This is a genomic window from Pseudomonas sp. RIT-PI-S (assembly GCF_025642975.1).
Classification (GTDB): domain Bacteria; phylum Pseudomonadota; class Gammaproteobacteria; order Pseudomonadales; family Pseudomonadaceae; genus Aquipseudomonas.
This window is the reverse complement of the sequence record NZ_JANZKJ010000001.1, coordinates 840,770-861,941: the sequence shown is the minus strand read 5'-3', so window position 1 is coordinate 861,941 and position 21,172 is coordinate 840,770. Positions and strand designations below refer to the sequence as shown.

Genomic DNA, 21,172 nt, shown 5'->3' with positions numbered 1-21,172 from the left:
GGCGCGCCATAGCATGCCTTGCCCTCACGCTCTGCTGGCCGGCCTCGCCGTTACCGTGCGCGCCATTCACCGAGCCGGCTGCGCAACCGCGCAGCACACTGGCTATGCAACTGGCTCACACGCGACTCGCTCACCCCCAGCACTTCCCCGATTTCTTTGAGGTTGAGCTCTTCGTCATAGTACAGGGCGAGCACCAGGCGCTCGCGTTCCGGCAAATTGGCGATGGCCTCGGACAACGCCCGCTGGAAGCGCTCGTCTTCCAGCCCGCGCGCGGGCTCGGCGCTGCCGCTGGCGCCGTCTTCGTGCAAGCCTTCGTGCTCGCCGTCCTGCAACAGGTCGTCGAAGCTGAACAGGCGGCTGCCGAGGGTATCGTTGAGGATCGAGTAGTATTCCTCGAGCTTCATATTGAGTTCGGCCGCAACCTCGTGATCTTTAGCGTCACGCCCGGTGCGCGCCTCGATCCGGCGAATCGCCTCGCTGACCGTGCGGGTATTGCGGTGGACCGAGCGCGGCGCCCAGTCACCCTTGCGCACTTCGTCGAGCATCGCGCCGCGAATGCGAATCCCGGCATAGGTCTCGAAACTGGCGCCCTTGGTGGAGTCGTACTTGTTCGCGACTTCCAGCAGGCCGATCATCCCGGCCTGGATCAGGTCTTCCACCTGTACGCTGGCCGGCAATCGGGCGAGCAGGTGGTAGGCGATCCGCTTGACCAAGGGCGCATAGCTCTCGATCAACTGGTGCTGCTGCGACTGCCGATTGGCGTTGTTGTACATCCGGTATCCACTGGCGCTCATGAGACAGGCCCCGCACTGGTTTGCTGTACCAAACGTTCGACGAAGAATTCCAGGTGCCCCCGCGGGTTGGCGGGTAGCGGCCAGGTATCGACCTTCTGGGCAATGGCCTTGAAGGCCAGTGCGCATTTCGACCGCGGGAACGCTTCATACACGGCCCGCTGCTTCTGTACGGCCTTGCGCACGGTCTCGTCATACGGCACCGCGCCCACATATTGGAGTGCAACGTCAAGAAAACGGTCAGTTACCTTGGTCAACTTGGCGAACAGGTTGCGCCCTTCCTGCGGGCTCTGCGCCATGTTGGCCAGCACCCGGAAGCGGTTCATGCCGTAGTCGCGGTTGAGCAACTTGATCAGGGCGTAGGCGTCGGTGATGGACGTTGGTTCGTCACACACCACCAACAGCACTTCCTGGGCGGCGCGAACGAAGCTCACCACCGAGTCGCCGATGCCGGCGGCCGTATCGATCACCAGCACGTCGAGGTTGTCGCCGATTTCACTGAACGCCTGAATCAACCCGGCGTGTTGCGCGGGGCTCAGGTGGACCATCGTCTGGGTGCCGGAGGCAGCCGGCACGATGCGGATCCCGCCGGGCCCCTGCAGGATGACATCGCGCAGTTCGGCGCGGCCCTCGATGACGTCGGCCAAGGTGCGTTTGGGTGTCAGCCCGAGCAAAACGTCGACGTTGGCCAAGCCCAGGTCGGCGTCCAGCAGCATCACCCGCCGGCCGAGTTCGGCCAGTGCCAGGGAGAGGTTCACTGACACGTTTGTCTTGCCGACGCCGCCCTTGCCGCCGGTCACCGCGATCACCTGTACGGGATGCATGCTGCCCATTCGTTCTTTACCCTGTCACTGAGACGCTGGCTACACCATGGCCCGCTCGCCCCTTGGGCGAACCGTCGCTGCTCATGGTGCAGGTAGGTTCCAAGCTGTACAGCGAGCCCCTGGGCACGCTGCTGCGCAACCACTTGCGCATGCATTCATTCATGTTCATTCAGCTCAACCCGCGCGCTTGCTTGGGCTGTGATAGAGATCGGCGAACATATCGGCCATGGCCTCTTCGCTGGGCTCTTCCTGCATTTGTACGCTCACCGCGCGGCTGACCAGCTGGTGCTTGCGAGGCAAGTGCAGGTCATCCGGAATACGCGGGCCATCGGTCAGGTAGGCAACCGGCAGCTCATGGCTGATCGCCAGGCTCAGCACCTCGCCGAGGCTCGCCGTTTCGTCGAGCTTGGTGAGGATACAGCCTGCGAGCCCGCAACGCTTGTAACTATGGTAGGCCGCAGTCAAAACCTGCTTCTGGCTGGTGGTAGCGAGCACCAGGTAGTTGCGGGCGCGGATGCCACGCCCGGCCAGGCTTTCGAGTTGCAACTTGAGTGCTGGATCGCTGGCCTGCAAACCGGCGGTGTCGATCAGCACCACGCGCTTGCGCAGCAGCGGCTCGAGGGCCTGGGCCAGGGACTGGCCTGGGTCCACATGAGTAACCGGCACGTTAAGAATGCGGCCAAGCGTTTTAAGCTGCTCCTGCGCGCCGATACGGAAACTGTCCATGCTCACCAAGGCGATGTTTTGCGCGCCGTATTTAAGCACATAACGCGCGGCAAGCTTGGCCAGGGTGGTGGTTTTACCCATGCCAGCGGGGCCGACCATGGCAATCACCCCGCCCTCTTCCAACGGCTCGTTGTCTGGGGTCGCGATCATCCGCGCCAGGTGGGCGAGCAGCATGCGCCAGGCATGGCGCGGCTCGGCGATGTCTTCGACCTGGCTGAGCAGGTCACGGGCAAGCGGCCCAGACAAGCCGATACGCTGCAGCTTGCGCCAGAGGGTAGCTTGCTCGGGGCGGCTGCCTTGCAGCTGGGTCCAGGCCAGGGAGCCAAGCTGTACTTCCAGCAGCTCGCGCAGGCCCGACAGCTCCGAACGCATGGAGTCGAACAGGCGCTGATCCACCGCGGCCGGGGCCGGGGCGGCAGGCGCGGCGGCACGCGGCGCTTCGTTGAGGGTGGGCTCGATCAGCGGCTCAGCGGCGGTCAATGGCAAGCCGGCGAACAATTGGCGGTTGATCACGCCATCGCTGGAGCTGCGGGTATCGAGCTCGGCCTGGGCGGAGACGATACGCGACTGCGTTTTACGCAACTCGTCTTCGAGTTCGATGTTGGGCACGCGGGGCGCCAGCGCCGACAGTTTGTAGTCGAGCGCGGCCGTGAGCTCAACGCCGCCGGCGATGCGGCGGTTGCCGATGATCGCGGCGTCAGCACCCAGCTCGTCGCGCACCAGTTTCATGGCTTGACGCATATCCGCGGCGAAAAAACGCTTCACTTGCATATCCCGCTACCTCAGCCGTTGGGCCCTACTGTCGCAACGATCGTAACTTGCTTGTTATCCGGTATTTCCTGGTACGCCAGCACATGCAGGTTCGGCACTGCCAGGCGACCGAACCGCGAGAGCATCGTGCGGATCGGGCCAGCTACCAGCAGGATGGCTGGCTGCCCTTGCATCTCCTGGCGCTGGGAGGCTTCGATCAGCGATCGTTGCAACCTCTCGGCCATGCTAGGTTCCAGCAAAACGCCTTCTTCCTGACCCTGACCCGCCTTCTGCATACTGTTGAGCAATATCTGTTCCAACTTCGGTTCCAGAGTGATAACAGGCAGCTCGGACTCAGTCCCCACAATGCTTTGCACGATTGCACGGGACAACCCGGCGCGGACCGCGGACACAAGCGCGGCGGTATCTTGACTCCTGACCCCGCTGTGAGCGATGGCTTCGGCAATGCTGCGGATGTCCCGCACCGGCACCTGCTCGGCCAACAGAGCCTGCAATACCTTGAGTAAAGCAGACAGGCTGATAAGGCCCGGGACCAATTCTTCCGCAAGCTTGGGCGAGCTCTTAGCCAATACCTGCAACAGCTGCTGGACCTCTTCGTGGCCGATCAGCTCATGGGCATGCTTTTGCAAGATTTGGTTAAGGTGGGTGGCGACCACGGTGCTGGCATCGACCACGGTATAACCCAGCGACTGAGCCTGGCTGCGTGCGCTGATTTCAATCCACACCGCCTCCAGCCCAAATGCGGGGTCGCGCGCCTGGATACCATTGAGCGAACCGAACACCTGCCCGGGGTTAATGGCCAGTTCCCGGTCCGGATAGATCTCGGCCTCGGCAAGAATCACCCCCATCAGCGTCAACCGGTAGGCGCTCGGCGCCAGGTCCAGGTTGTCGCGGATATGCACGGTAGGCATCAGGAAGCCGAGGTCTTGGGAAAGCTTTTTGCGAACCCCTTTGATCCGCGCCAGCAACTGACCGCCCTGGTTGCGATCCACCAGGGGAATCAGCCGATAGCCCACTTCCAGGCCGATCATGTCGATAGGAGTCACGTCGTCCCAGCCCAGCTCCTTGGTTTCCTGGGAGCGTTGTGGGGATGGCAGCAGCTCCTGTTGACGCTGTACCTCGGCCGCTGCCGCTATCTTGACCTGGTTCTTTTTCTTCCACAGCAGGTATGCGCCGCCACCGGAAGCGGCGGCGAGGGACAGGAAGGCCAGGTGGGGCATGCCCGGCACAAGGCCCATAACGGCCATCAACCCGCCTGACACCCCAAGCGCCTTGGGCGAATCGAACATCTGCCGGCTGATCTGCTTGCCCATTTCCTCGGAGCCCGAGGCGCGGGTCACCATGATCGCCGCGGCGGTGGACAGCAGCAGTGACGGCAACTGAGCTACCAAACCGTCACCAATGGTCAGCAATGCGTAGGTCGTCCCGGCATCGGCGAAGGTCAAACCATGCTGGAGGATGCCGACCGCCATGCCGCCGATCAGGTTGATGAAGAGGATCAACAGGCCGGCGATGGCGTCACCGCGTACAAACTTGCTGGCACCGTCCATCGAGCCGTAGAACTCGGCTTCTTGGGCCACTTCGGCACGGCGGTGTTTGGCCGCGGCCTGGTCGATCAGGCCAGCGTTGAGATCGGCGTCGATCGCCATTTGCTTGCCGGGCATGGCATCGAGGGTGAAGCGCGCGCTCACTTCGGAAATACGGCCGGCGCCCTTGGTGACCACCACGAAGTTGATGATCATCAGGATGGCGAACACCACGCCCCCCACGACGTAGTTCCCGCCGATCACCACTTCACCGAAGGCCTGGATCACCTTGCCCGCCGCCTGGTGACCTTCGTGCCCGTGGAGCATGACTACCCGTGTAGAGGCGACGTTGAGCGCCAGGCGCAGCAAGGTCGCCACCAGCAGGATGGTCGGGAACACGGCAAAGTCCAGCGGCCGCATGGCGTACACGCACACCAGCAACACAACGATCGACAGCGCGATGTTAAAGGTGAAGAACACGTCCAGCAGGAACGGAGGCACCGGCAATGTCATCATTGCCAGCATGATGAGCAGCAGCAACGGCACCCCGAGATTGCCTTGGCTCAGGCTCCGTGCGCTGTTCAGTAATTGTGTGCGATCCACCGCCATCTATAGTTCCCCACAAACTTTTGACGCTCATGCGTTCTGGAAGGGGGTAGTGCAAGAAGCTCTCCAGTTTTGGCAGTGCCTGCCGAGGAGCGTTCAATGGCTGGGGCGACGGTTCGTCTGGTTCGCCGAGCGGAGGGTGCTGGCGGATGGGCGCTGGCGCAACCTGCAAATCGGCTGCACGGTCCTCATCGCTGGGATAACAAGGCATGGTTCGCGGGCTTCGCCCGCTCCTACACGCCAGAGCCGTAGCAGCCGGGCTTGCCCGCGATCGGACGCAGCGCCGTGTAACAGCTGTCGCCAGCAAGCCGGGCTGCTAGCAGTAGAGCGCGCGGCAACCTTAGAATTTCATACACGCCAGAGCCGTAGCAGCCGGGCTTGCCCGCGGTCGGACGCAGCGCCGTGTAACAGCTGTCGCCGGCAAGCCGGGCTGCTACGCAGTGCAGCGTGCGGCAACCTTAGAATTTCATACACGCCAGAGCCGTAGCAGCCGGCTTGCGTTCGATCAGACGCAGCGCCGTGTAACAGCTGTCGCCGGCAAGCCGGGCTGCTACGCAGTGCAGCGTGCGGCAACCTTAGAATTTCATACACGCCAGAGCCGTAGCTGCCGGCTTGCGTTCGATCAGACGCAGCGCCGTGTAATAGCTGTCGCCAGCAAGCCGGGCTGCTACGCAGTGGAGCGTGCGGCAACCCTAGAATTACAACGAGCCGAGCAACGCGCTCAGGAAGGCGCCTCGCCGCTTTCGTCACGCTGCAGGTCGGGCGGGATGGGCATGTCTTTCGGCGGCTCCGGTCGCCGGCCGGAGCCGGGGCGGTACTGGCGAATCTGATAAACGTAGGCCAGCACCTGCGCTACGGCCAGGTACAGCCCGGCCGGGATCTGCTGGTCCAATTCGGTGGAGTAATAGATCGACCGGGCCAGTGCGGGCGATTCCATGATCTGCACCTCATGGGCAACGGCAATCTCGCGGATCTTCAAGGCCATCATGTCGACGCCCTTGGCCAGCAGCATGGGTGCCCCGCCGCTGTCGGCGTCGTATTTGAGCGCCACGGCGAAGTGGGTCGGGTTAGTGATCACCACATCGGCCTTGGGAATATTGGCCATCATCCGCCGCTGCGACATTTCCCGTTGCATCTGCCGGATGCGCCCTTTCACTTCTGGGCGCCCTTCAGCGTCCTTGTGTTCGTCGCGCACTTCCTGCTTGGTCATCTTGAGCTTTTCTTTGCCCTGATAGAGCTGTATCGGCACATCGATGCCAGCGATGATCATCAGCCCCAGAGCCATGTAGAGCGCGCTCCAGCCCACGACCTGGATCGAGTGCGCAATGGCCTGCTCCAGCGGCTCGTGGGCGATGGCCAGGAGGTCGGCCTGATCACGCTTGAGTACCCAGATAGCTACGGCCATGGTGATGGCGAACTTGCCCAGGGCCTTGAGCAATTCAGTCAGCGCGTTCTTGGAAAACATCCGCTTCAGCCCGCTGGCGGGGTTCATGCGGCTGAACTTGGGCGCCATGGAGCCGGCGGTGAATAGCCAGCCGCCAAGGCAGATCGGCCCAATGATCGCGGCAAGCAGCAAGATGATCAGGATCGGCTGCGCGGCATGCAGGGCCATCTTGCCGGAGCTGAACAAGAACAGCGCCATCTGGTTGGTGTCGGTGAGCACGTCGCGGCGCAGGGTGAAGTTGTACTTCATGATCGCCATCAGCGACTGCGCCATGGCCCCGCCGAACGACAGCACTCCGCCGATCCCTGCCAGCATCACCACGAAGGTGTTGAGCTCCTTGGAGCGGGTGATCTCGCCTTTTTCGCGGGAGTCCTGTTTTCGCTTCTCTGTGGGGTCTTCTGTTTTGTCCGCGCCACTTTCGCTTTCTGCCATGGGCTCACCTCGCCTCGGTCAGTTGACGCAACCAGCGCAGGGCTTCGGTCGCCAGCGGCTGGTACTGGTTGAGAATGTCGGCCATGTTGATCCATAGGATGATCATGCCCAGCACCAGGGTCATGGGCATGCCGACGGAGAAGATGTTCAGCTGCGGCGCGGCCCGGGTCATGATCCCCAGCGCGATGTTGACCACCAGCAACGCGGTGACCGCCGGCAGCACCAACAGCAGCGAAGCACCGAGCACCCAACCTACCCGGGTCACCAGGTCCCAGAACTGCGCGGTGAACAGCGCGTGCCCGACCGGAAGTGTAGTGAAGCTGTCGGTGAGCACCTCGAACACCACCAGGTGGCCGTTCATGCTGAGGAACAGCAGGGTCACCAGCATGTTGAAGAACTGGCTCACCACAGCCACGTTGACCCCGTTGGTGGGGTCGACCATGGAAGCGAAGGCCATGCCCATCTGGATGGCCACGATCTGCCCGGCAATCACGAACGCCTGGAACAGCATATGAATGGACAGCCCCATCAGCGAGCCCACGATGATCTGCTCGGCCACCAGCAACAGCCCACTCAGGTCCAGCGCGTGCACTTCCGGCATGGGCGGCAAGCCCGGCGCGATCACCACGGTGAGCGCCACTGCCATGTACAAACGGATGCGAGTGGACACCATATTGCCGCCGAACAGCGGCATGGTCATCAGCAACCCGGCCACGCGAAACAGCGGCAGGATAAACGCGGCAACCCAGGTGCCGATCTGCGCATCCGTCAGCTGTAGCACTACCCGATCAACCCCGGGATGCTGCCGTAGAGCGTGGTGATGTAGTCCATGAACTCACGCACGATCCAGGGGCCCAGCACGATCAAGGTCACCAGCATGATCAGCATGCGCGGAAGGAAACTCAGGGTTTGTTCGTTGATCTGGGTCGCGGCCTGGAACATTGCGATCACCAGCCCCACCAACAGGCTAGGCAACACCAGGATGGCTACCATCAGCATGGTCAACCAAAGGGCTTCACGGAACAGGTCTGTGGCGATTTCCGGGGTCATGGCGAGGTCCTCTGGGTTCAAACGCCGCCGAAACTGCCGGCCAGGGTGCCGATGATCAGCGCCCAGCCGTCGACCAGCACGAACAGCATGATCTTGAACGGCAACGAGATGATCAGCGGTGAAAGCATCATCATCCCCATCGCCATCAGCACACTGGCCACGACCAGGTCGATGATCAGGAACGGGATGAAGATCATGAAGCCGATCTGGAACGCGGTCTTGAGTTCAGAGGTGACGAACGCCGGCACCACGACAGTCAAGGGCGCCTGGTCGGCACTGGGAATATCCGTGCGGCGCGACAAACGCATGAACAGGTCCAGGTCACTCTGGCGGGTCTGCGCCAGCATGAAGTCCTTCACCGGGCCTTCGGCCTTGGCCAGGGCGTCCTGGGCGCTCATCTTTTCAGCCAGGTAAGGCTGCAAGGCATCGTTGTTCACCCGGTCGAACACCGGTGCCATGATGAACATCGTCAGAAACAGCGCCATGCCGGTGAGCAACTGGTTCGAAGGCGTCTGTTGCAGGCCCAGCGCCTGGCGCAGGATGGAAAACACGATGATGATCCGGGTAAAGCTGGTCATCAGCATCACGAACGCTGGGATAAAACTCAGCGCGGTCATGATCGCCAGGATCTGCAGGCTGACCGAATACTCCTGCTGGCCGTTGGCACCGGTGGTCATGGTAATGGCCGGCAACGACAATGGGTCTGCGGCCAGTACCGAGGGGGCGAGCAGCACGCCACAAAGCGCAATCAACCAGCGCAGGTTGCGCATCACTTCCTATCCTTATGGTCCTTGCCGAGCAGTTCCATGAGCCGCTGGGCGAATTCGGGCGCCGCGGCCTCGCCGGGCCGCGGCGTATCAACAGGGTGTTCAAGCACATGCAGCGGGGTGATGCGGCCAGGCGACAGGCCCAGCAGAATCTGTTCCTGGCCCACCTGCACCAGCACCAGCCGGTCACGCGGGCCAAGCGCGCGGGAACCCAACAGTTCGATCACCTGCCCACCGCGCGGGCTGACCTGCTGCACTCGCCGCAACAGCCAGGCGAGCGCCAGGATCACTACCACCACGGCGAACAACCCGAGGGCGGTCTGGCCCAACTGCGCCGCCATGCCGGAGCCCGCGCCCAAGGCCGGCGCCGCCGGGGTAGCAACAGCGCCAGCAGCGGGCGCGGGTTCGGCGGCCATCGCCAGCAGCGGCAAGCCGGCGAGCCCAGCCAACCAGGCCTTCATCAGCGCAGCTTCTTGATGCGTTCGGCGGGGCTGATCACATCGGTCAGGCGTATGCCGAATTTCTCGTTCACCACCACCACTTCGCCATGCGCCACCAGGGTGCCGTTCACTAGGACGTCCAGAGGTTCGCCGGCGAGGCGGTCGAGCTCGATCACCGAGCCTTGGTTGAGCTGCAGCAGGTTGCGGATGTTGATTTCAGTACTGCCGACTTCCATGGAAATGGTCACTGGAATATCCAGGATCACGTCCAGGTTAGGGCCCTCCATGCCGTGGATCTCGGAGGGCTTGGGCGAGGAGCCGAACTCCTCCATCGGCAGGCGGGTGCCGGCCGGGCGAGCAGCGGCGTCCGCTTGCAACAGCGCGTCTATGTCGTTCTGCCCGCCGTCGCCTGCTTCGTTCAGGGCGGCAGCCCACTCATCGGCCAGTGCCTGGTCGTCGGCGGAGGTATCTTTATCGTCAGCCATCGGTTTGCCTCAATCTGCTCAAGTGCTCGGCGCGCGCGGTTCAGCGGCGCTCGATCGGTGTGGTGATCTGCAACGCCAGGGTGCCCTTGTGCGAGCCCAACCGGGCCTTGAACGAAGGTACGCCGTTGGCGCGCATGATAAGTTCTTCGGGCAGCTCCACCGGAATCACATCCCCAGGCTGCATGTGCAAGATGTCGCGCAGCTTCAGTTGCCGGCGAACCACGGTCGCGCTCAGCGGCACCGCCACGTCCAGCACATCCTCGCGCAATGCCTTGATCCAGCGTTCGTCCTGGTCGTCCAGGTCGGACTGGAAGCCTGCGTCGAGCATTTCGCGAATCGGTTCGACCATCGAGTACGGCATGGCCACATGGAGGTCACCGCCGCCGCCGTCCATTTCCACATGGAACGTCGACACCACGATCGCTTCGCTCGGGCCAACGATGTTGGCCATGGCGGGGTTGACCTCGGAGTTGATGAACTCGAAGTTCACCTCCATTACCGCCTGCCAGGCCTCTTTGAGGTCAATGAAGGCTTGGTCCAGCACCATCCGCACCACTCGCAGCTCGGTTGGGGTGAACTCCCGGCCCTCGATCTTGGCGTGGCGGCCATCGCCGCCAAAGAAGTTATCGACCAGCTTGAACACCAGCCTGGCGTCGAGAATGAACAGCGCCGTGCCGCGCAATGGCTTGACCTTGACCAGGTTCAAGCTGGTAGGCACGTACAGCGAATGGATGTACTCGCCGAACTTCATCACCTGCACGCCGCCAACAGCAACGTCCGCGGAGCGGCGCAGCAGGTTGAACATGCTCACGCGGGTGTAGCGGGCGAAGCGCTCGTTGATCATTTCCAGGGTCGGCATGCGACCGCGCACGATCCGGTCCTGGGTAGTGAGGTCATAGCTTTTGACACTGCCGGGCTCGACCACGGTTTCGGTCTGCACCAGCCCATCGTCCACGCCGTGCAGCAGCGCGTCGATCTCGTCCTGTGACAACAGGTCCTGCATGGCCATGAGGGTTTCCTATTGCAATACGAAATTGGTGAACAACAGTTGATCCACCACCAGCTTGCCAACCTCCTTCTGCGCCACTTCCTGAACGCTGGCGGTCGCCTTCTGCCGCAGCATCTCGATGCCTACCGGGCTTGCCAGCGTGGCGAAGTCCTGGCCTGAAAGCAGCATCACCAGGTTGTTGCGGATCACCGGCAGATGCACCTTCAGCGCATCGAGGCCCGCCTGGTCATGGGTCAGCAGCGTGATGCTCACCTGAAGGTAGCGCTGTTTTCCATTCTGGGTCAGGTTCACCACGAAGGCCGGGCTCAAGGACTCATAAATGGCAGCGGGCTTGCCAGTTGCGGCAGCGGCGGCATCCGGCGCTTTCTCCTCCTTATTGCTTTGGGACTTGTGCATGAAGTACCAGGTTCCACCCACGGAAGCGCCGATGGCTAACAGCAGGCCGACCACGATGATCAATATGAATTTGAGCTTGCCCTTCTTTTTCTCAGGGGCGGCGCCTGCATCTTCTTCTTTCTTAGCCATGCCAATAATCCGTCGCAATAAGGGGATACACCACCGATCGCCTGTGGTCGAGCAAGTGTTATGCCATGTTTCCGCCGGTGCAGCTTGCCATATGTACCGCAGCCCTGGCGGCCTAGCCTGCAGAGTCCGGCCTTCGCAAACAGGAGGCTGGAAAAATGACAGTGGATGCACGAACTCGCCAGATGGCGGAGCTGATCGAACTGAGCCAGCGCTGGTTCGCCGATTACCCCGACCTAGACCGCGCGGCTGAAATGGAGGCCAAGCGCCTGCTGCGGGCTCACCACCTGGAGGCCCTGGACGTCCACGCGGTGTATTGGCATAGGTTCGACAACGCACAGTCGAGCGAAGCAGCCTTTACCGGCTGGGCTCATGGCGGCCCGCCAAGCGAGACGCTTACGCTGCCGCGGTTGGTGCTTCAGCGGTTTGCATCCAGCGACCAAGAGCGGCTGGATCAGCTCGACATGTTCAGCGGGTTCTATACCCGCGGGGCCGGCGAGGGGCGCTACGACGAACGCTGCGAGATAGGCTTGCTGCCCAGCCGGGTCAGCGCGGATTTCTGGCACACCGACTTCGCCACCCATTACCGATCGCGCCTGAGTTACTTCTGGCGCACCCGTACCACTGACTTCATCGCCCTAGGCCGGGCAAGTGCCTTGGTGAGCCTGGCCCATGCACGCGATGCGGGGTACCTGGGCGAGGTGGAGCTGTCGACCCTGCGCGGTGCGCTGGCGGCAGGCGTGGGTACTGATCTTTCGCCGGCCAACCTCGGCCGCCAGCGCCCTCCCCGGGCTGGGCTGCGCATCACCGGATTGAGCATCGAGGGCCACGCCGCGCGTGACATGCTGCGCATCCATGACGTCGATGGCGGCCAATACCTGTACATGCCCAGCCGAATGCCCCCGGTGCAGCGGTTTGCCAGCAACCAAGCCTTGGCGGCCTGGCTTGCTCGGCAGGCCACCACTGCGCAGGGCTTGGCGCTGTTGCAGGCACGCTTTGCGCTGAACGACGACCAGGCACGCGCCGCCGTGGCGAAACTGGCCGAGGGCAAGCTCGCGCCCGGCTGGCTCGGAGGTGATGCGCTGCCGGTGAACAGTGACCCCTTTGCCTGGCTGGCCGAGCAGGCCGAAGCGGAAATGCTGCGCCACGCCCATGAAGCGCTGACCAGCAACAGCCGCCTGCGCAAGGACGCCGCCATCGCCTTTCTGTCGACGCTTTCCAGGCTTGCCAGCGACCTTGCTCCGGTTGGCTGGCCGGTAGCCTTGGTGGCGCTTGCCAGTGCCGGCACGGCATTGGGGCTGGATATCGAAAAGGCCATCGATGCCCGCTCCCACGAAGAGCGCAGCGGCGCCATTGCAGCGGCGTTCGGGCAAGGCCTCACCGCGCTGTTGACCCTGCCGTTCCTGGGATCGGGCGAGGTCGCCGATTGGCAATGGGAAGTCGGGCAGGAAGATCCCACCTCGGCTCTTACAGCAGCCTCCCTGCCCAGTTCGCCGGTATCGGCTTGGCCCCTCAACAGCCGCGGCATGATCGAGCGAACCGATGTGGAGGTGTTGTTTGCCGTGCAGGAGGCGGCCCGGGACGAGCCCGCGACCGCCTTGCTAAGCGCAGGCTTGCCCGCCAGCACGCGCTTCGTGCGCTTGGCGCCGATGATTGACGGCCCGGTATTACGGGCATTCGGCAACGCCGAGGGCGCGCTGGCTTATGCCCAGGCGAACTTCGATGGCCCTTTTCATTTGTTCCGAATCCAGGCGCGTGGCTTGCGGGTGGCTTCGCTACGGCTGAACCTGCGGCTCAACCGGGCCAACACCCTGGCGCTGCTTGGCCAGGAAGATCAGGCGTTATCTGCGCCGCAACTGGAAGCGCTGGCCGATGGCGCATGGCTCGAGCATGAAGCGCATCTGGCTTTGGCTGAAATGAGCCCGGCGCGGTTGCGCTTGCTCTCGCCGCTGGCCCGGCAACCTTGGCGCAGGCCGGCGGTCAAGGTGCTGCGAGGGGTACAACAGCAGCAACTGAACAGCGTGGTAGCGCCTGGGCACCTGATCGAAGTGGACGACAGCCTGCGGCTGGTTCGCTTCGATCCCTTCAGCGAAAGCTGGCGCACCGCCCGGGGGTCGGCCTTTCGGTATAACGAAAGCCGCGCGGGCTTCGAACTGTTCGACGTTACCCAGGTGCCGGATGCGCCGGCGGCGAGCATCGAAGCCGCCACAGCTGAGTTGGGTATCCCGGCGTCCTATCCGTGGACGATCCCTGACCTGCCCTCAGCGGGGCGCCTGCCGCTACCAAGAACGATCCATAGCATTTGGCTGGGGCGGCGCATGCCCGGCAAACTGGTCGACAACCTGCTACGCAATGCAGCCCAGGCTGGCAGCGGCGCGGCGCCTTTCGACTACCACCTGTACCTGGCGATAGACGACCCGCTGGACCATACGCTGACCCTCGCAGACCTGGCCGCGGCCGCGCCAAACCTCAAGGTTCAAGAACTGAAGTCGACGGAATTCTTCCGCAGCTTCGCGCAAAGCCCCTATTACCAGCAGTACCTGGCGGCCACCGAGGGCAGCGGGATCAACTACGCCAGCGCGGCGGATGTGCTCCGCTATCGCATGCTCCACCACTTTGGTGGTGTGTACATGGACGTAGACGATGTGATCTATGCCGGCACCCAGAGCGGGGATGGCTTCGCCGAGAAAGACTGGACAGTCGCCCCCGGCAAACTGCTACTGAACGGCCTGGTGAGCGAGCCGCGACTGGGACTGCACTGCGGTTTCAATACCAGCAACTTCGCCACCCTGCCGGACAACCCAGTGCTGGCGCAGATCTCCGAAGAAAGCTACATGCGCTTTTTGGCCAACCGCGACCTTTACTATCGACGGCCGTACGAAGGTGCCGACAGCCATGAGGCCGTTACCGCCTATGCGCGGCGGATCAACCAGGTCACGGGGCCTGGCGTCTTCAACGACGTGCTGATGGAACGGCAACCGGAGTTGCAGCAATTTCGCTCGATTTGCCGGATTGCCACGGAGCTGTATGTGCCCGCGCGGCACTTGGCCGCGCTGCACCGGCAGATCCGCACATACACCCCCTCCTATTGCCCCCTCGCCTGGCGGATTCGCATCGGCGCCACCTCCAGCTGGTTGCATACCCGGTAGGTAGGTGCCGCCGCTTTACGGGCGCGCGTCAGGCGTAGTAGTCCACCATGCTGCTGCCAATGACGCTTTGGGTGGCCGCTGCCTCAGCCACTGCCGAGACCTCTGGTTCATCAGCGACGTTACCGCCACGGCCACGGCCGCTGGCGCTCGCCTGGGCAGCCTGCGCCTGGGCTTGCTGTTGCTGTTGTTGCTGCTGAGACTGGCTCGACACATTGACATCGACCTGGGTCATGCCTTGCTGCGAGAGCATGTCGCGCAAACGGCCCTGCTGGCTTTCCAACGCATCACGCACGCCCAGGTGGGCACTGTGGAAGGTGATCTGGGTCTGCTGGTCGGGAGTGACGTCCACGCGGATGTCCAAGCGGCCAAGCTCCAGCGGGTGCAGTTGAATATCCGCCGACTTCAGGTTCTGGCTGGACAGGTACATCACCCGGTTCACCAGCCCCTCGCTCCAGCCGTTCTGCTGCATGTTCAACGGTTGCGCCAGGGGGGTGGCAGCGCTGGCTGCGGCCTTGCCGCTCACCGCCTGGTTGAGCTGGCCCAGGCGGCTGCTCAGGTCGTCCACACGGTTGTCGCTGCCATCAGCGGCCTTGCCCCCCTTGAGTTCGCCAATCGCCCCTAGGCCATCCTTATCGCTGTCAGAGGTGGCGCTGTCGGTCACCTTCTGTTGCTCGACCATGGCGCCCATGCTTTCGGCAAACGAGGTGCTGCTGCTGGCATCAGCGGCGGGTTGAGCCGTGCCGGTATCGGGCTTGGCATGTACAGAGGTCGTGCCTTGATCCTTTGCACTTTGTTCCAGCGCCATCCGCACCATCGGCAGGTCGGCGAGCGGATCCGCAGCCGGATCGAAATCATCGTTGGCTGCAGGCGTTGGCGCCTGTGCCTGGGTGGCGGCCTGCAACTGTGCCGGGTCGATCAGTGGCTGTGGCTGCGGCGCCGGATCGTTCGCCACGTGCGCCGGGGCCGGCGCCGGAGCGGCGGCGGTTGGGTCCATCAGCGGCTGAGGCGGGTTGAGGCTGGCATCGGCCAGATCGCTCTGCAGCGTATCGTCGTCCGCCTTGGCACTGACAACGTCAGTACTTTCGGTGGCGTCATCGGCCTGGACGGTATCGGCGTCGTCGGCTTCGCCCGCTGTATCCGATTTGTCCGCCTTGCTGGTTTTGTCAGCCTTGCCGGCTTTATCAGTTTTATCATTCTTGGCCACCGGCGAAGATTTGCCGTCGGCGGCAACCGACGGTTTATCGTCTTTTTGCTTGGCGGCAACCGCTGGCTTTTTGTCGGTCGAAGCAAGATGGTCAGTCGGGCGCGCCGTTGCGCTGGCGCCGCTCTTCTGAGGAAGGGCTTTATGCTCCTGGGCATAGACTTCGGCAAAGCTGGAACCCCCGTCCTTGGTGGCGTCGGCAACTTTGTTAAGGGCGCTCGCGGCGGTGGTCTGGGCCTTGCCAGAAGCCGCGACGGAAGTACCAATCTGCAAAAGTGGGTTTGAAGCGACAGCCATGACTAGAACCCCGCAAGGTGGGTAAGTAAACGGATACATGGCTTAAAGCAAAAGGCGGGCCAGCTTTCAGATGGCAGAGGGGAGTGAGGTTCAGCGCTGACGTTCGGCCAGAAAACACGAGCGCACGCAGGCGAACTCGCTGGCAATCTGCTGAACTAGCGTAGCGGCTACCGCGCTGGGCGCATCGAGCTCCAGGTGCTCGAGCTGGCCGCACAGTTCCGCAAGCGGCGTTGCCCCCATGTTGCTGCTGCTGCCCTTGAAGCTGTGAGCGGCTTCCCGCAACTCTGGCGCTGAGGTGATCTCCACCAACTTGGCCAGGCGCTGTTCGGAATCCCTGAGATAGGTGTCGACCAGCAAGGGGTAATCCTCGCCCATTATTTCCCTGAGCGTTGTGAGTACACCAGGGTCCAGATGGGGTGTGGTCACGTCGTCCTCCTTGAACGCGGGCTATTATGCCTGACCCTCCCAGGCAAATTCTACGCGGGCACTGCGCCCGTCGTCGGCCCAGGTGGCACTGCGGCTCAGTGCCCTGACCAGCTTCATGCCGCGGCCCGAGTAGCCCAGGCCTTCGCCGACTTGCCGGAGGGTCGCGGGGACGTCGAAACCGTCACCGCTGTCTTCGATGAAGATGATCAGGCGCCCGCCTCCCTGGCCCTCGGGTTCGACCACCAGGCTCACCTTCACATAACCCCGTTGCAGCTCACGCAAGCGCTCTTCGCGCAGCTGGTAATAGCGGCCAAAGCCTTCGGCATCGCGCTTGAGGGTAGAGTCCAGGCCAAGCACGCCATGCTCGAGCGCGTTGGAATAAAGCTCGGTGAGCACGCTGTATAGCGCTCCGCTCTGCCCGCGCAGTCCTTGAACTTCCTGCAGCAGCTGCAGCAGGAAGGGCAGCGGGTTATAGCGCTTGAGGGTCTCGGCGCGAAATTCAAAGGAGACCGACCAATCCCTTGGCGTCGGCTGGCCGCGCTCCGGTGCCAAGGCTACCGGTGGCAGGCTGGCCGAGTCGACCACACGCACCTGGACCATGCTGACGTCGTCACGGGTTTCCCCATGAAACACCTGCAGCGCTTCACGGATGTCTTCGAACAGCCGATCACGGTCGACGTTGCGATCCAGCACCGCTTCGAGCCGCTCGGCGCCGAACAGGGTCTCGTGATTATTGGCGGTTTCGATCACGCCATCGGACAGCAGGAAGATCCGATCCCCCTCCTCTACCGGATACACCTGCGTGGAGGGATCGAAGCGCTCTGGGGAGAGGATGCCCAGCGGCAAGGCGCGCGACGGGGTGGATACCCGCCCGCCGTCCTTGCGCAGGATATAGCCATCGGGCATGCCGCCATTCCAGACCTCCAGCACCCGCCGGTTGACGCTGACGCTGATCAGCGTCGCGCAGCAGAACATATCCGGGGGCAGGATGCGCTTGAGCTTGGCATTCATTTCGCGCAGCGTTTCGGAGAGGCCATAGCCCTTGGCGGTCATGCCATAGAACACGTCCGCCAGCGGCATGGCGCCCACTGCGGCCGGCAACCCGTGGCCGGTGAAGTCACCGAGCAGCACGTGGAGGTCCCCGCCGGGGCTGGCCGCCGCCAGCAATAAGTCGCCGTTGAACAGCGCGTAGGGCGATTGCAGGTAACGGATATTAGCGGCGCCCAGGCATCCCGAATGGGCCACTTGGTCGAACACCGCCTTGGCCACCCGCTGTTCGTTGAGCAAGTGGCCATGGTGCCGGGCGAGCTCGTCGCGCTGCTTGAGCACGGTGGCCTGCAAGCGGCGCATCCGCTCCATGGCGTGGATTTTCGCGGCGAGGATGATCTGGTTGTAGGGTTTGGGCAGGAAGTCGTCACCGCCTGCTTCCAGGCAGCGCACCAAGGCGTCGTCCTCGGTCATCGAGGTGAGGAAGATCACCGGCACCAAGGCTTCGCCGGCCAGTGCCTTGATCCGCCGCGCCGCCTCGAAACCATCCATCACCGGCATCATCACGTCCAGCAGAACGATCTGCGGGCGCATCTGCTCGAAGACCTTCACGGCCTCCTCGCCGTTGCCCGCCTGCAGTACATGGTGGCCCTGGCGCCGGACGATACTCGACAACAACATCCGGTCGGTCATGTTGTCGTCGGCGATCAGCACCGAAACCGAAGGGCTATCCGAGAGCATCAGGCAACGCTGAACAGTTTTTCAAAATTCGAGATGGCCAGGATCTTTCGCGTATCAGCACTGGCATTGATCAGCCGCACCACCGCCTTTTCGCCGCCGGCATGGTCGCGCAACAACAACAGCATTCCCAAGGCCGAACTGTCCATGTAGGTGGTGTTCATAAGGTCGATCACGAACTCTTTGGGTGTGTGGTTCACCCGCTCGTACGCATCACGGAAAGCTTGGTGGCAAGCGAAATCGAAGCGTCCGTTGATCTTGATCGTCAATTCTTTCCCGTCTGCAGACAGCACGGGATCGACTTTAGTGGCGGCTTCCATACATCAATCCTTTTATATGCAAGGGACGTTTCAAATGAGGTGTAGCAGGCGCCCTGGCGAGCGGCAACCAGATGCCAGAATTTGGCTTCAATATGAATCAGACCGCGGCAACCGCTGAGAAAGTTCATCGAGCAAGCGCTGTTCTCGCTTATCTTCGAGCGAACGGGCCTCGGCCATGTAGCGCATCACCAATTTACGCAGCCCCTCTACCCGGGCGTAGGCCTTCTGCCAGGTGTCGCGAGCGTTGTTGAGGTTGTTCTGGTGCCAAGCCAGGCTCTTGCGCTGCTGGCCCACAGCGGTTTCCAACTGATTCAGGAAGCGCTGGTAATTCATCAGCCACTGCCCGGACACACCTTGGGTGCCATTGTTGATCCACTGCTGCTGGTAGTTCATGCGAAATTGCTCCAGCTCCTGCAGCTTGGCCTCGGCCAGGCGCATCTGCCCCTGGAAATGCCCAAGCCGCTGCGCCGCGGTGCGTTCGGCTTTCTCGGCCATTTCAACCACAGGCGCCAGGCGCGCCGCTCGACTAGTGGCCATGATTTATCAACCCGGCGCGAGCGGGCGGAATACCGCGGCCAGGCGTTCCGAACTAGCCTTGAGGCTTTCGTTGTCGTGCAAGCCCTGGCGCAGGAAGTGCACCAGCTGCGGATGCAAGCTGATCGCCATGTCCGTTTCACGGTCGCCTCCGGCCACGTAGGCGCCCACGCTGATCAGGTCGCGGCTCTGCTGATAACGCGACCACAACTGCTTGAATTGCTGGGCCTGGGTCAAATGCTGAGGGGTCACCACCGATGGCATGACCCGGCTGATCGACGCTTCGATGTCGATGGCCGGGTAATGCCCTTCTTCGGCCAGCCGTCGGGACAGCACAATATGGCCGTCCAACACGCCCCTGGCCGAGTCAGCGATCGGGTCCTGTTGGTCGTCGCCTTCGGACAGCACGGTATAAAAAGCAGTAATCGACCCCCCACCGGCTTCCGCGTTGCCGGCGCGCTCCACCAGCTTCGGCAGCTTGGCGAACACCGAGGGTGGGTACCCCTTGGTGGCGGGCGGCTCACCGATGGCCAAGGCGATTTCCCGCTGGGCCTGGGCGTACCGGGTGAGCGAATCCATCAACAGCAGCACGTTCTTGCCCTTGTCGCGGAAATACTCGGCGATGCGAGTGCAGTACATGGCCGCGCGCAAACGCATCAGCGGGGCATCGTCCGCCGGGGACGCCACCACCACCGAGCGCTTGAGGCCCTCCGCGCCAAGGCTATGCTCGATGAACTCCTTCACCTCCCGGCCGCGCTCGCCGATCAGCCCTACCACGATGATTTCCGCCTCGGTGAAGCGCGTCATCATGCCGAGCAGCACGCTCTTGCCCACCCCGGTACCAGCGAACAACCCAAGGCGCTGGCCCCGGCCTACCGTCAGCAGGCCATTGATGCAGCGGATGCCAACGTCCAGCGGTTGGCTGATGGGGTCGCGGTTAAGCGGGTTGATGGTCGGGCCGTCCAGCGGCACCCAGTCTTCGGCGCGCATACGGCCTTTACCGTCCAGTGCCCGCCCGGCGCCATCGAGCACCCGGCCGAGCATGCTCATGCCCATGGGCAGCCGGCCGGTATCAGCCAGCGGCACTACCCGCGCGCCCGGAGCGATACCGGCGGCGCTGCCCACTGGCATCAAAAAGACCTTACTGCCGGCAAACCCCATGACCTCGGCCTCGACTTGCGAAGCCTGGTAGCTGTCGTCGTTGATGACGGTGCAGCGGGTGCCCATGGCCGCGCGCAGGCCCTCGGCCTCCAGCGTCAGCCCCACCATGCGCAGCAACCGCCCTTCCACCACGGCCTGGCGCGGCAAATCTACCGCTGGCGCGTAAGTGCCCAGGCGCTTGCCAAAGCTGGTGCGGTCAAGTCGCATCGCTGGTCTCCAGTTCCAGGTGCAGGTCGGCCTCGGCCGGGTGCATACCTTGCTCGTGCAACTGGTCGAACAGCTGCGCCAGCGCCTGGGTGATACGGGTTTCGACGCTGGCGTCGATGCGGCTGTGCTCGCTTTCTACACGGCAGCCGCCGGGCAGCAGTGCCGGATCTTCGAGGATTTTCCATTTCTCTTCATGGCGCTCGCGCAACGCCTTGATCTGCTCGAAATCCTGCGGGTTGACGAAAATACGAATGTTGTTGGCGCCCATGGGCAGCAGCTTGAGCGCTTCCTGGGTGACCCGTTCGATCTGCGAGGACTCCATCTTCAACTCGCGCTGAATGACCTGGCGGGTGATATGACTTACCAGCTCCACCAGCGAACGTTCGATCTGGGTATCCTGCTCGGCGATAGGCACCATCAGGTTGTTCATCAGGGTTTCGAGCGTGGCCAAGCGTGCCTGGAGCACCACCTCGGCTTCTTGTCGAACCTTGAGCTGTGTGGAATGAAAACCATCGCGCTCGCCGGCCGCGAAGCCTTCGTTATAAGCCTCCTGGCGAATCGCCTCGAGTTCCTCGAGGGTCAACGGCTGCACTTCTTCGAGCGGAACCTCTTCGATTTCGCTGACTTCTTCCGGCTCAGGTTCAGGCTCCACGCGCTCGGGGTCGAAGCTGGGCAGCCGCCACACATCCACGCCTTGCAAATCCTTGGCGCGGATCAGCTCGCTGACGGGTTCCTTAGTCGACTGGCTCATTGAGTTTT

The 21,172-nt window shown here is 62.8% G+C and carries 20 protein-coding genes; 1 reads left to right on the top strand and 19 read right to left on the bottom strand.

From position 1 onward, the window contains the following. Positions 1–50: 50 nt before the first annotated feature. The 12 genes from fliA to fliL all read right to left on the bottom strand — a co-directional run bounded on the left by fliA (position 51) and on the right by fliL (position 11,396). Complete coding sequence (gene fliA / locus OGL93_RS04005; RefSeq protein ID WP_263261059.1) at positions 51–794, bottom strand: RNA polymerase sigma factor FliA; 744 nt, start codon at positions 792–794, stop codon at positions 51–53. Then, complete coding sequence (gene fleN / locus OGL93_RS04000) at positions 791–1,624, bottom strand: flagellar synthesis regulator FleN (RefSeq protein ID WP_263261058.1); 834 nt, start codon at positions 1,622–1,624, stop codon at positions 791–793. The genes fliA and fleN overlap by 4 nt, the downstream gene beginning before the upstream one ends. Before the next feature lie 165 nt (positions 1,625–1,789). Next, positions 1,790–3,112 carry a flagellar biosynthesis protein FlhF gene (gene flhF / locus OGL93_RS03995; protein WP_263261057.1) on the bottom strand — a complete coding sequence of 441 codons (1,323 nt, stop codon included), beginning with the start codon at positions 3,110–3,112 and terminating at the stop codon, positions 1,790–1,792. Positions 3,113–3,123: 11 nt separating this feature from the next. Further along, a complete protein-coding gene (gene flhA / locus OGL93_RS03990) occupies positions 3,124–5,241 on the bottom strand; it encodes a flagellar biosynthesis protein FlhA (protein ID WP_263261112.1) in 2,118 nt (705 codons plus the stop codon). Positions 5,242–5,965: 724 nt separating this feature from the next. Then, positions 5,966–7,120, bottom strand: a complete 1,155-nt coding sequence (gene flhB, locus OGL93_RS03985) for a flagellar biosynthesis protein FlhB (protein WP_263261056.1) — start codon at positions 7,118–7,120, stop codon at positions 5,966–5,968. 4 nt (positions 7,121–7,124) lie between these two features. Beyond that, complete coding sequence (gene fliR, locus OGL93_RS03980) at positions 7,125–7,901, bottom strand: flagellar biosynthetic protein FliR (RefSeq protein WP_263261055.1); 777 nt, start codon at positions 7,899–7,901, stop codon at positions 7,125–7,127. Next, positions 7,901–8,170 carry a flagellar biosynthesis protein FliQ gene (fliQ, locus tag OGL93_RS03975; protein WP_263261054.1) on the bottom strand — a complete coding sequence of 90 codons (270 nt, stop codon included), beginning with the start codon at positions 8,168–8,170 and terminating at the stop codon, positions 7,901–7,903. Before fliQ ends, fliR begins: the two co-directional genes overlap by 1 nt. Before the next feature lie 17 nt (positions 8,171–8,187). Then, on the bottom strand, positions 8,188–8,940 hold the full coding sequence (fliP, locus tag OGL93_RS03970) for a flagellar type III secretion system pore protein FliP (protein ID WP_263261053.1): 753 nt from the start codon (positions 8,938–8,940) through the stop codon (positions 8,188–8,190). Next, positions 8,940–9,398: a flagellar biosynthetic protein FliO gene (gene fliO / locus OGL93_RS03965; RefSeq protein WP_263261052.1), complete on the bottom strand. Its 459-nt coding sequence runs from the start codon at positions 9,396–9,398 to the stop codon at positions 8,940–8,942. The genes fliP and fliO overlap by 1 nt, the downstream gene beginning before the upstream one ends. Further along, a complete protein-coding gene (fliN, locus tag OGL93_RS03960; protein WP_263261051.1) occupies positions 9,398–9,862 on the bottom strand; it encodes a flagellar motor switch protein FliN in 465 nt (154 codons plus the stop codon). The genes fliO and fliN overlap by 1 nt, the downstream gene beginning before the upstream one ends. A 40-nt stretch (positions 9,863–9,902) precedes the next feature. Then, on the bottom strand, positions 9,903–10,871 hold the full coding sequence (gene fliM / locus OGL93_RS03955) for a flagellar motor switch protein FliM (RefSeq protein WP_263261050.1): 969 nt from the start codon (positions 10,869–10,871) through the stop codon (positions 9,903–9,905). A 9-nt stretch (positions 10,872–10,880) separates the two neighbouring features. Next, on the bottom strand, positions 10,881–11,396 hold the full coding sequence (gene fliL / locus OGL93_RS03950) for a flagellar basal body-associated protein FliL (RefSeq protein ID WP_263261049.1): 516 nt from the start codon (positions 11,394–11,396) through the stop codon (positions 10,881–10,883). Positions 11,397–11,551: 155 nt separating this feature from the next. Here fliL and OGL93_RS03945 point away from each other — a divergent pair, with 155 nt between their 5' ends. Then, the gene (locus tag OGL93_RS03945) at positions 11,552–14,542 is read left to right on the top strand and encodes a DUF6543 domain-containing protein (protein WP_263261048.1); all 2,991 of its coding nucleotides are present in this window, start codon (positions 11,552–11,554) and stop codon (positions 14,540–14,542) included. Positions 14,543–14,570: 28 nt separating this feature from the next. Here the strand turns inward: OGL93_RS03945 and OGL93_RS03940 are convergent, their stop codons facing one another. From OGL93_RS03940 to fliH, 7 genes are all read right to left on the bottom strand, one after another. After that, positions 14,571–16,040, bottom strand: a complete 1,470-nt coding sequence (locus tag OGL93_RS03940) for a flagellar hook-length control protein FliK (RefSeq protein WP_263261047.1) — start codon at positions 16,038–16,040, stop codon at positions 14,571–14,573. A gap of 90 nt (positions 16,041–16,130) precedes the next feature. Then, on the bottom strand, positions 16,131–16,466 hold the full coding sequence (locus OGL93_RS03935; RefSeq protein ID WP_263261046.1) for an Hpt domain-containing protein: 336 nt from the start codon (positions 16,464–16,466) through the stop codon (positions 16,131–16,133). Between the two features lie 24 nt (positions 16,467–16,490). Beyond that, the gene (locus OGL93_RS03930; RefSeq protein WP_263261045.1) at positions 16,491–18,194 is read right to left on the bottom strand and encodes a SpoIIE family protein phosphatase; all 1,704 of its coding nucleotides are present in this window, start codon (positions 18,192–18,194) and stop codon (positions 16,491–16,493) included. Next, positions 18,194–18,511, bottom strand: coding sequence for an STAS domain-containing protein (locus OGL93_RS03925; RefSeq protein ID WP_263261044.1), 318 nt, complete (start codon positions 18,509–18,511; stop codon positions 18,194–18,196). Before OGL93_RS03925 ends, OGL93_RS03930 begins: the two co-directional genes overlap by 1 nt. Before the next feature lie 87 nt (positions 18,512–18,598). Then, the gene (gene fliJ / locus OGL93_RS03920; protein WP_263261043.1) at positions 18,599–19,048 is read right to left on the bottom strand and encodes a flagellar export protein FliJ; all 450 of its coding nucleotides are present in this window, start codon (positions 19,046–19,048) and stop codon (positions 18,599–18,601) included. 6 nt (positions 19,049–19,054) lie between these two features. After that, a complete protein-coding gene (fliI, locus tag OGL93_RS03915) occupies positions 19,055–20,413 on the bottom strand; it encodes a flagellar protein export ATPase FliI (protein ID WP_263261042.1) in 1,359 nt (452 codons plus the stop codon). Then, positions 20,403–21,164, bottom strand: coding sequence for a flagellar assembly protein FliH (gene fliH, locus OGL93_RS03910; RefSeq protein WP_263261041.1), 762 nt, complete (start codon positions 21,162–21,164; stop codon positions 20,403–20,405). The genes fliI and fliH overlap by 11 nt, the downstream gene beginning before the upstream one ends. Between the last annotated feature and the right edge of the window lie 8 nt (positions 21,165–21,172).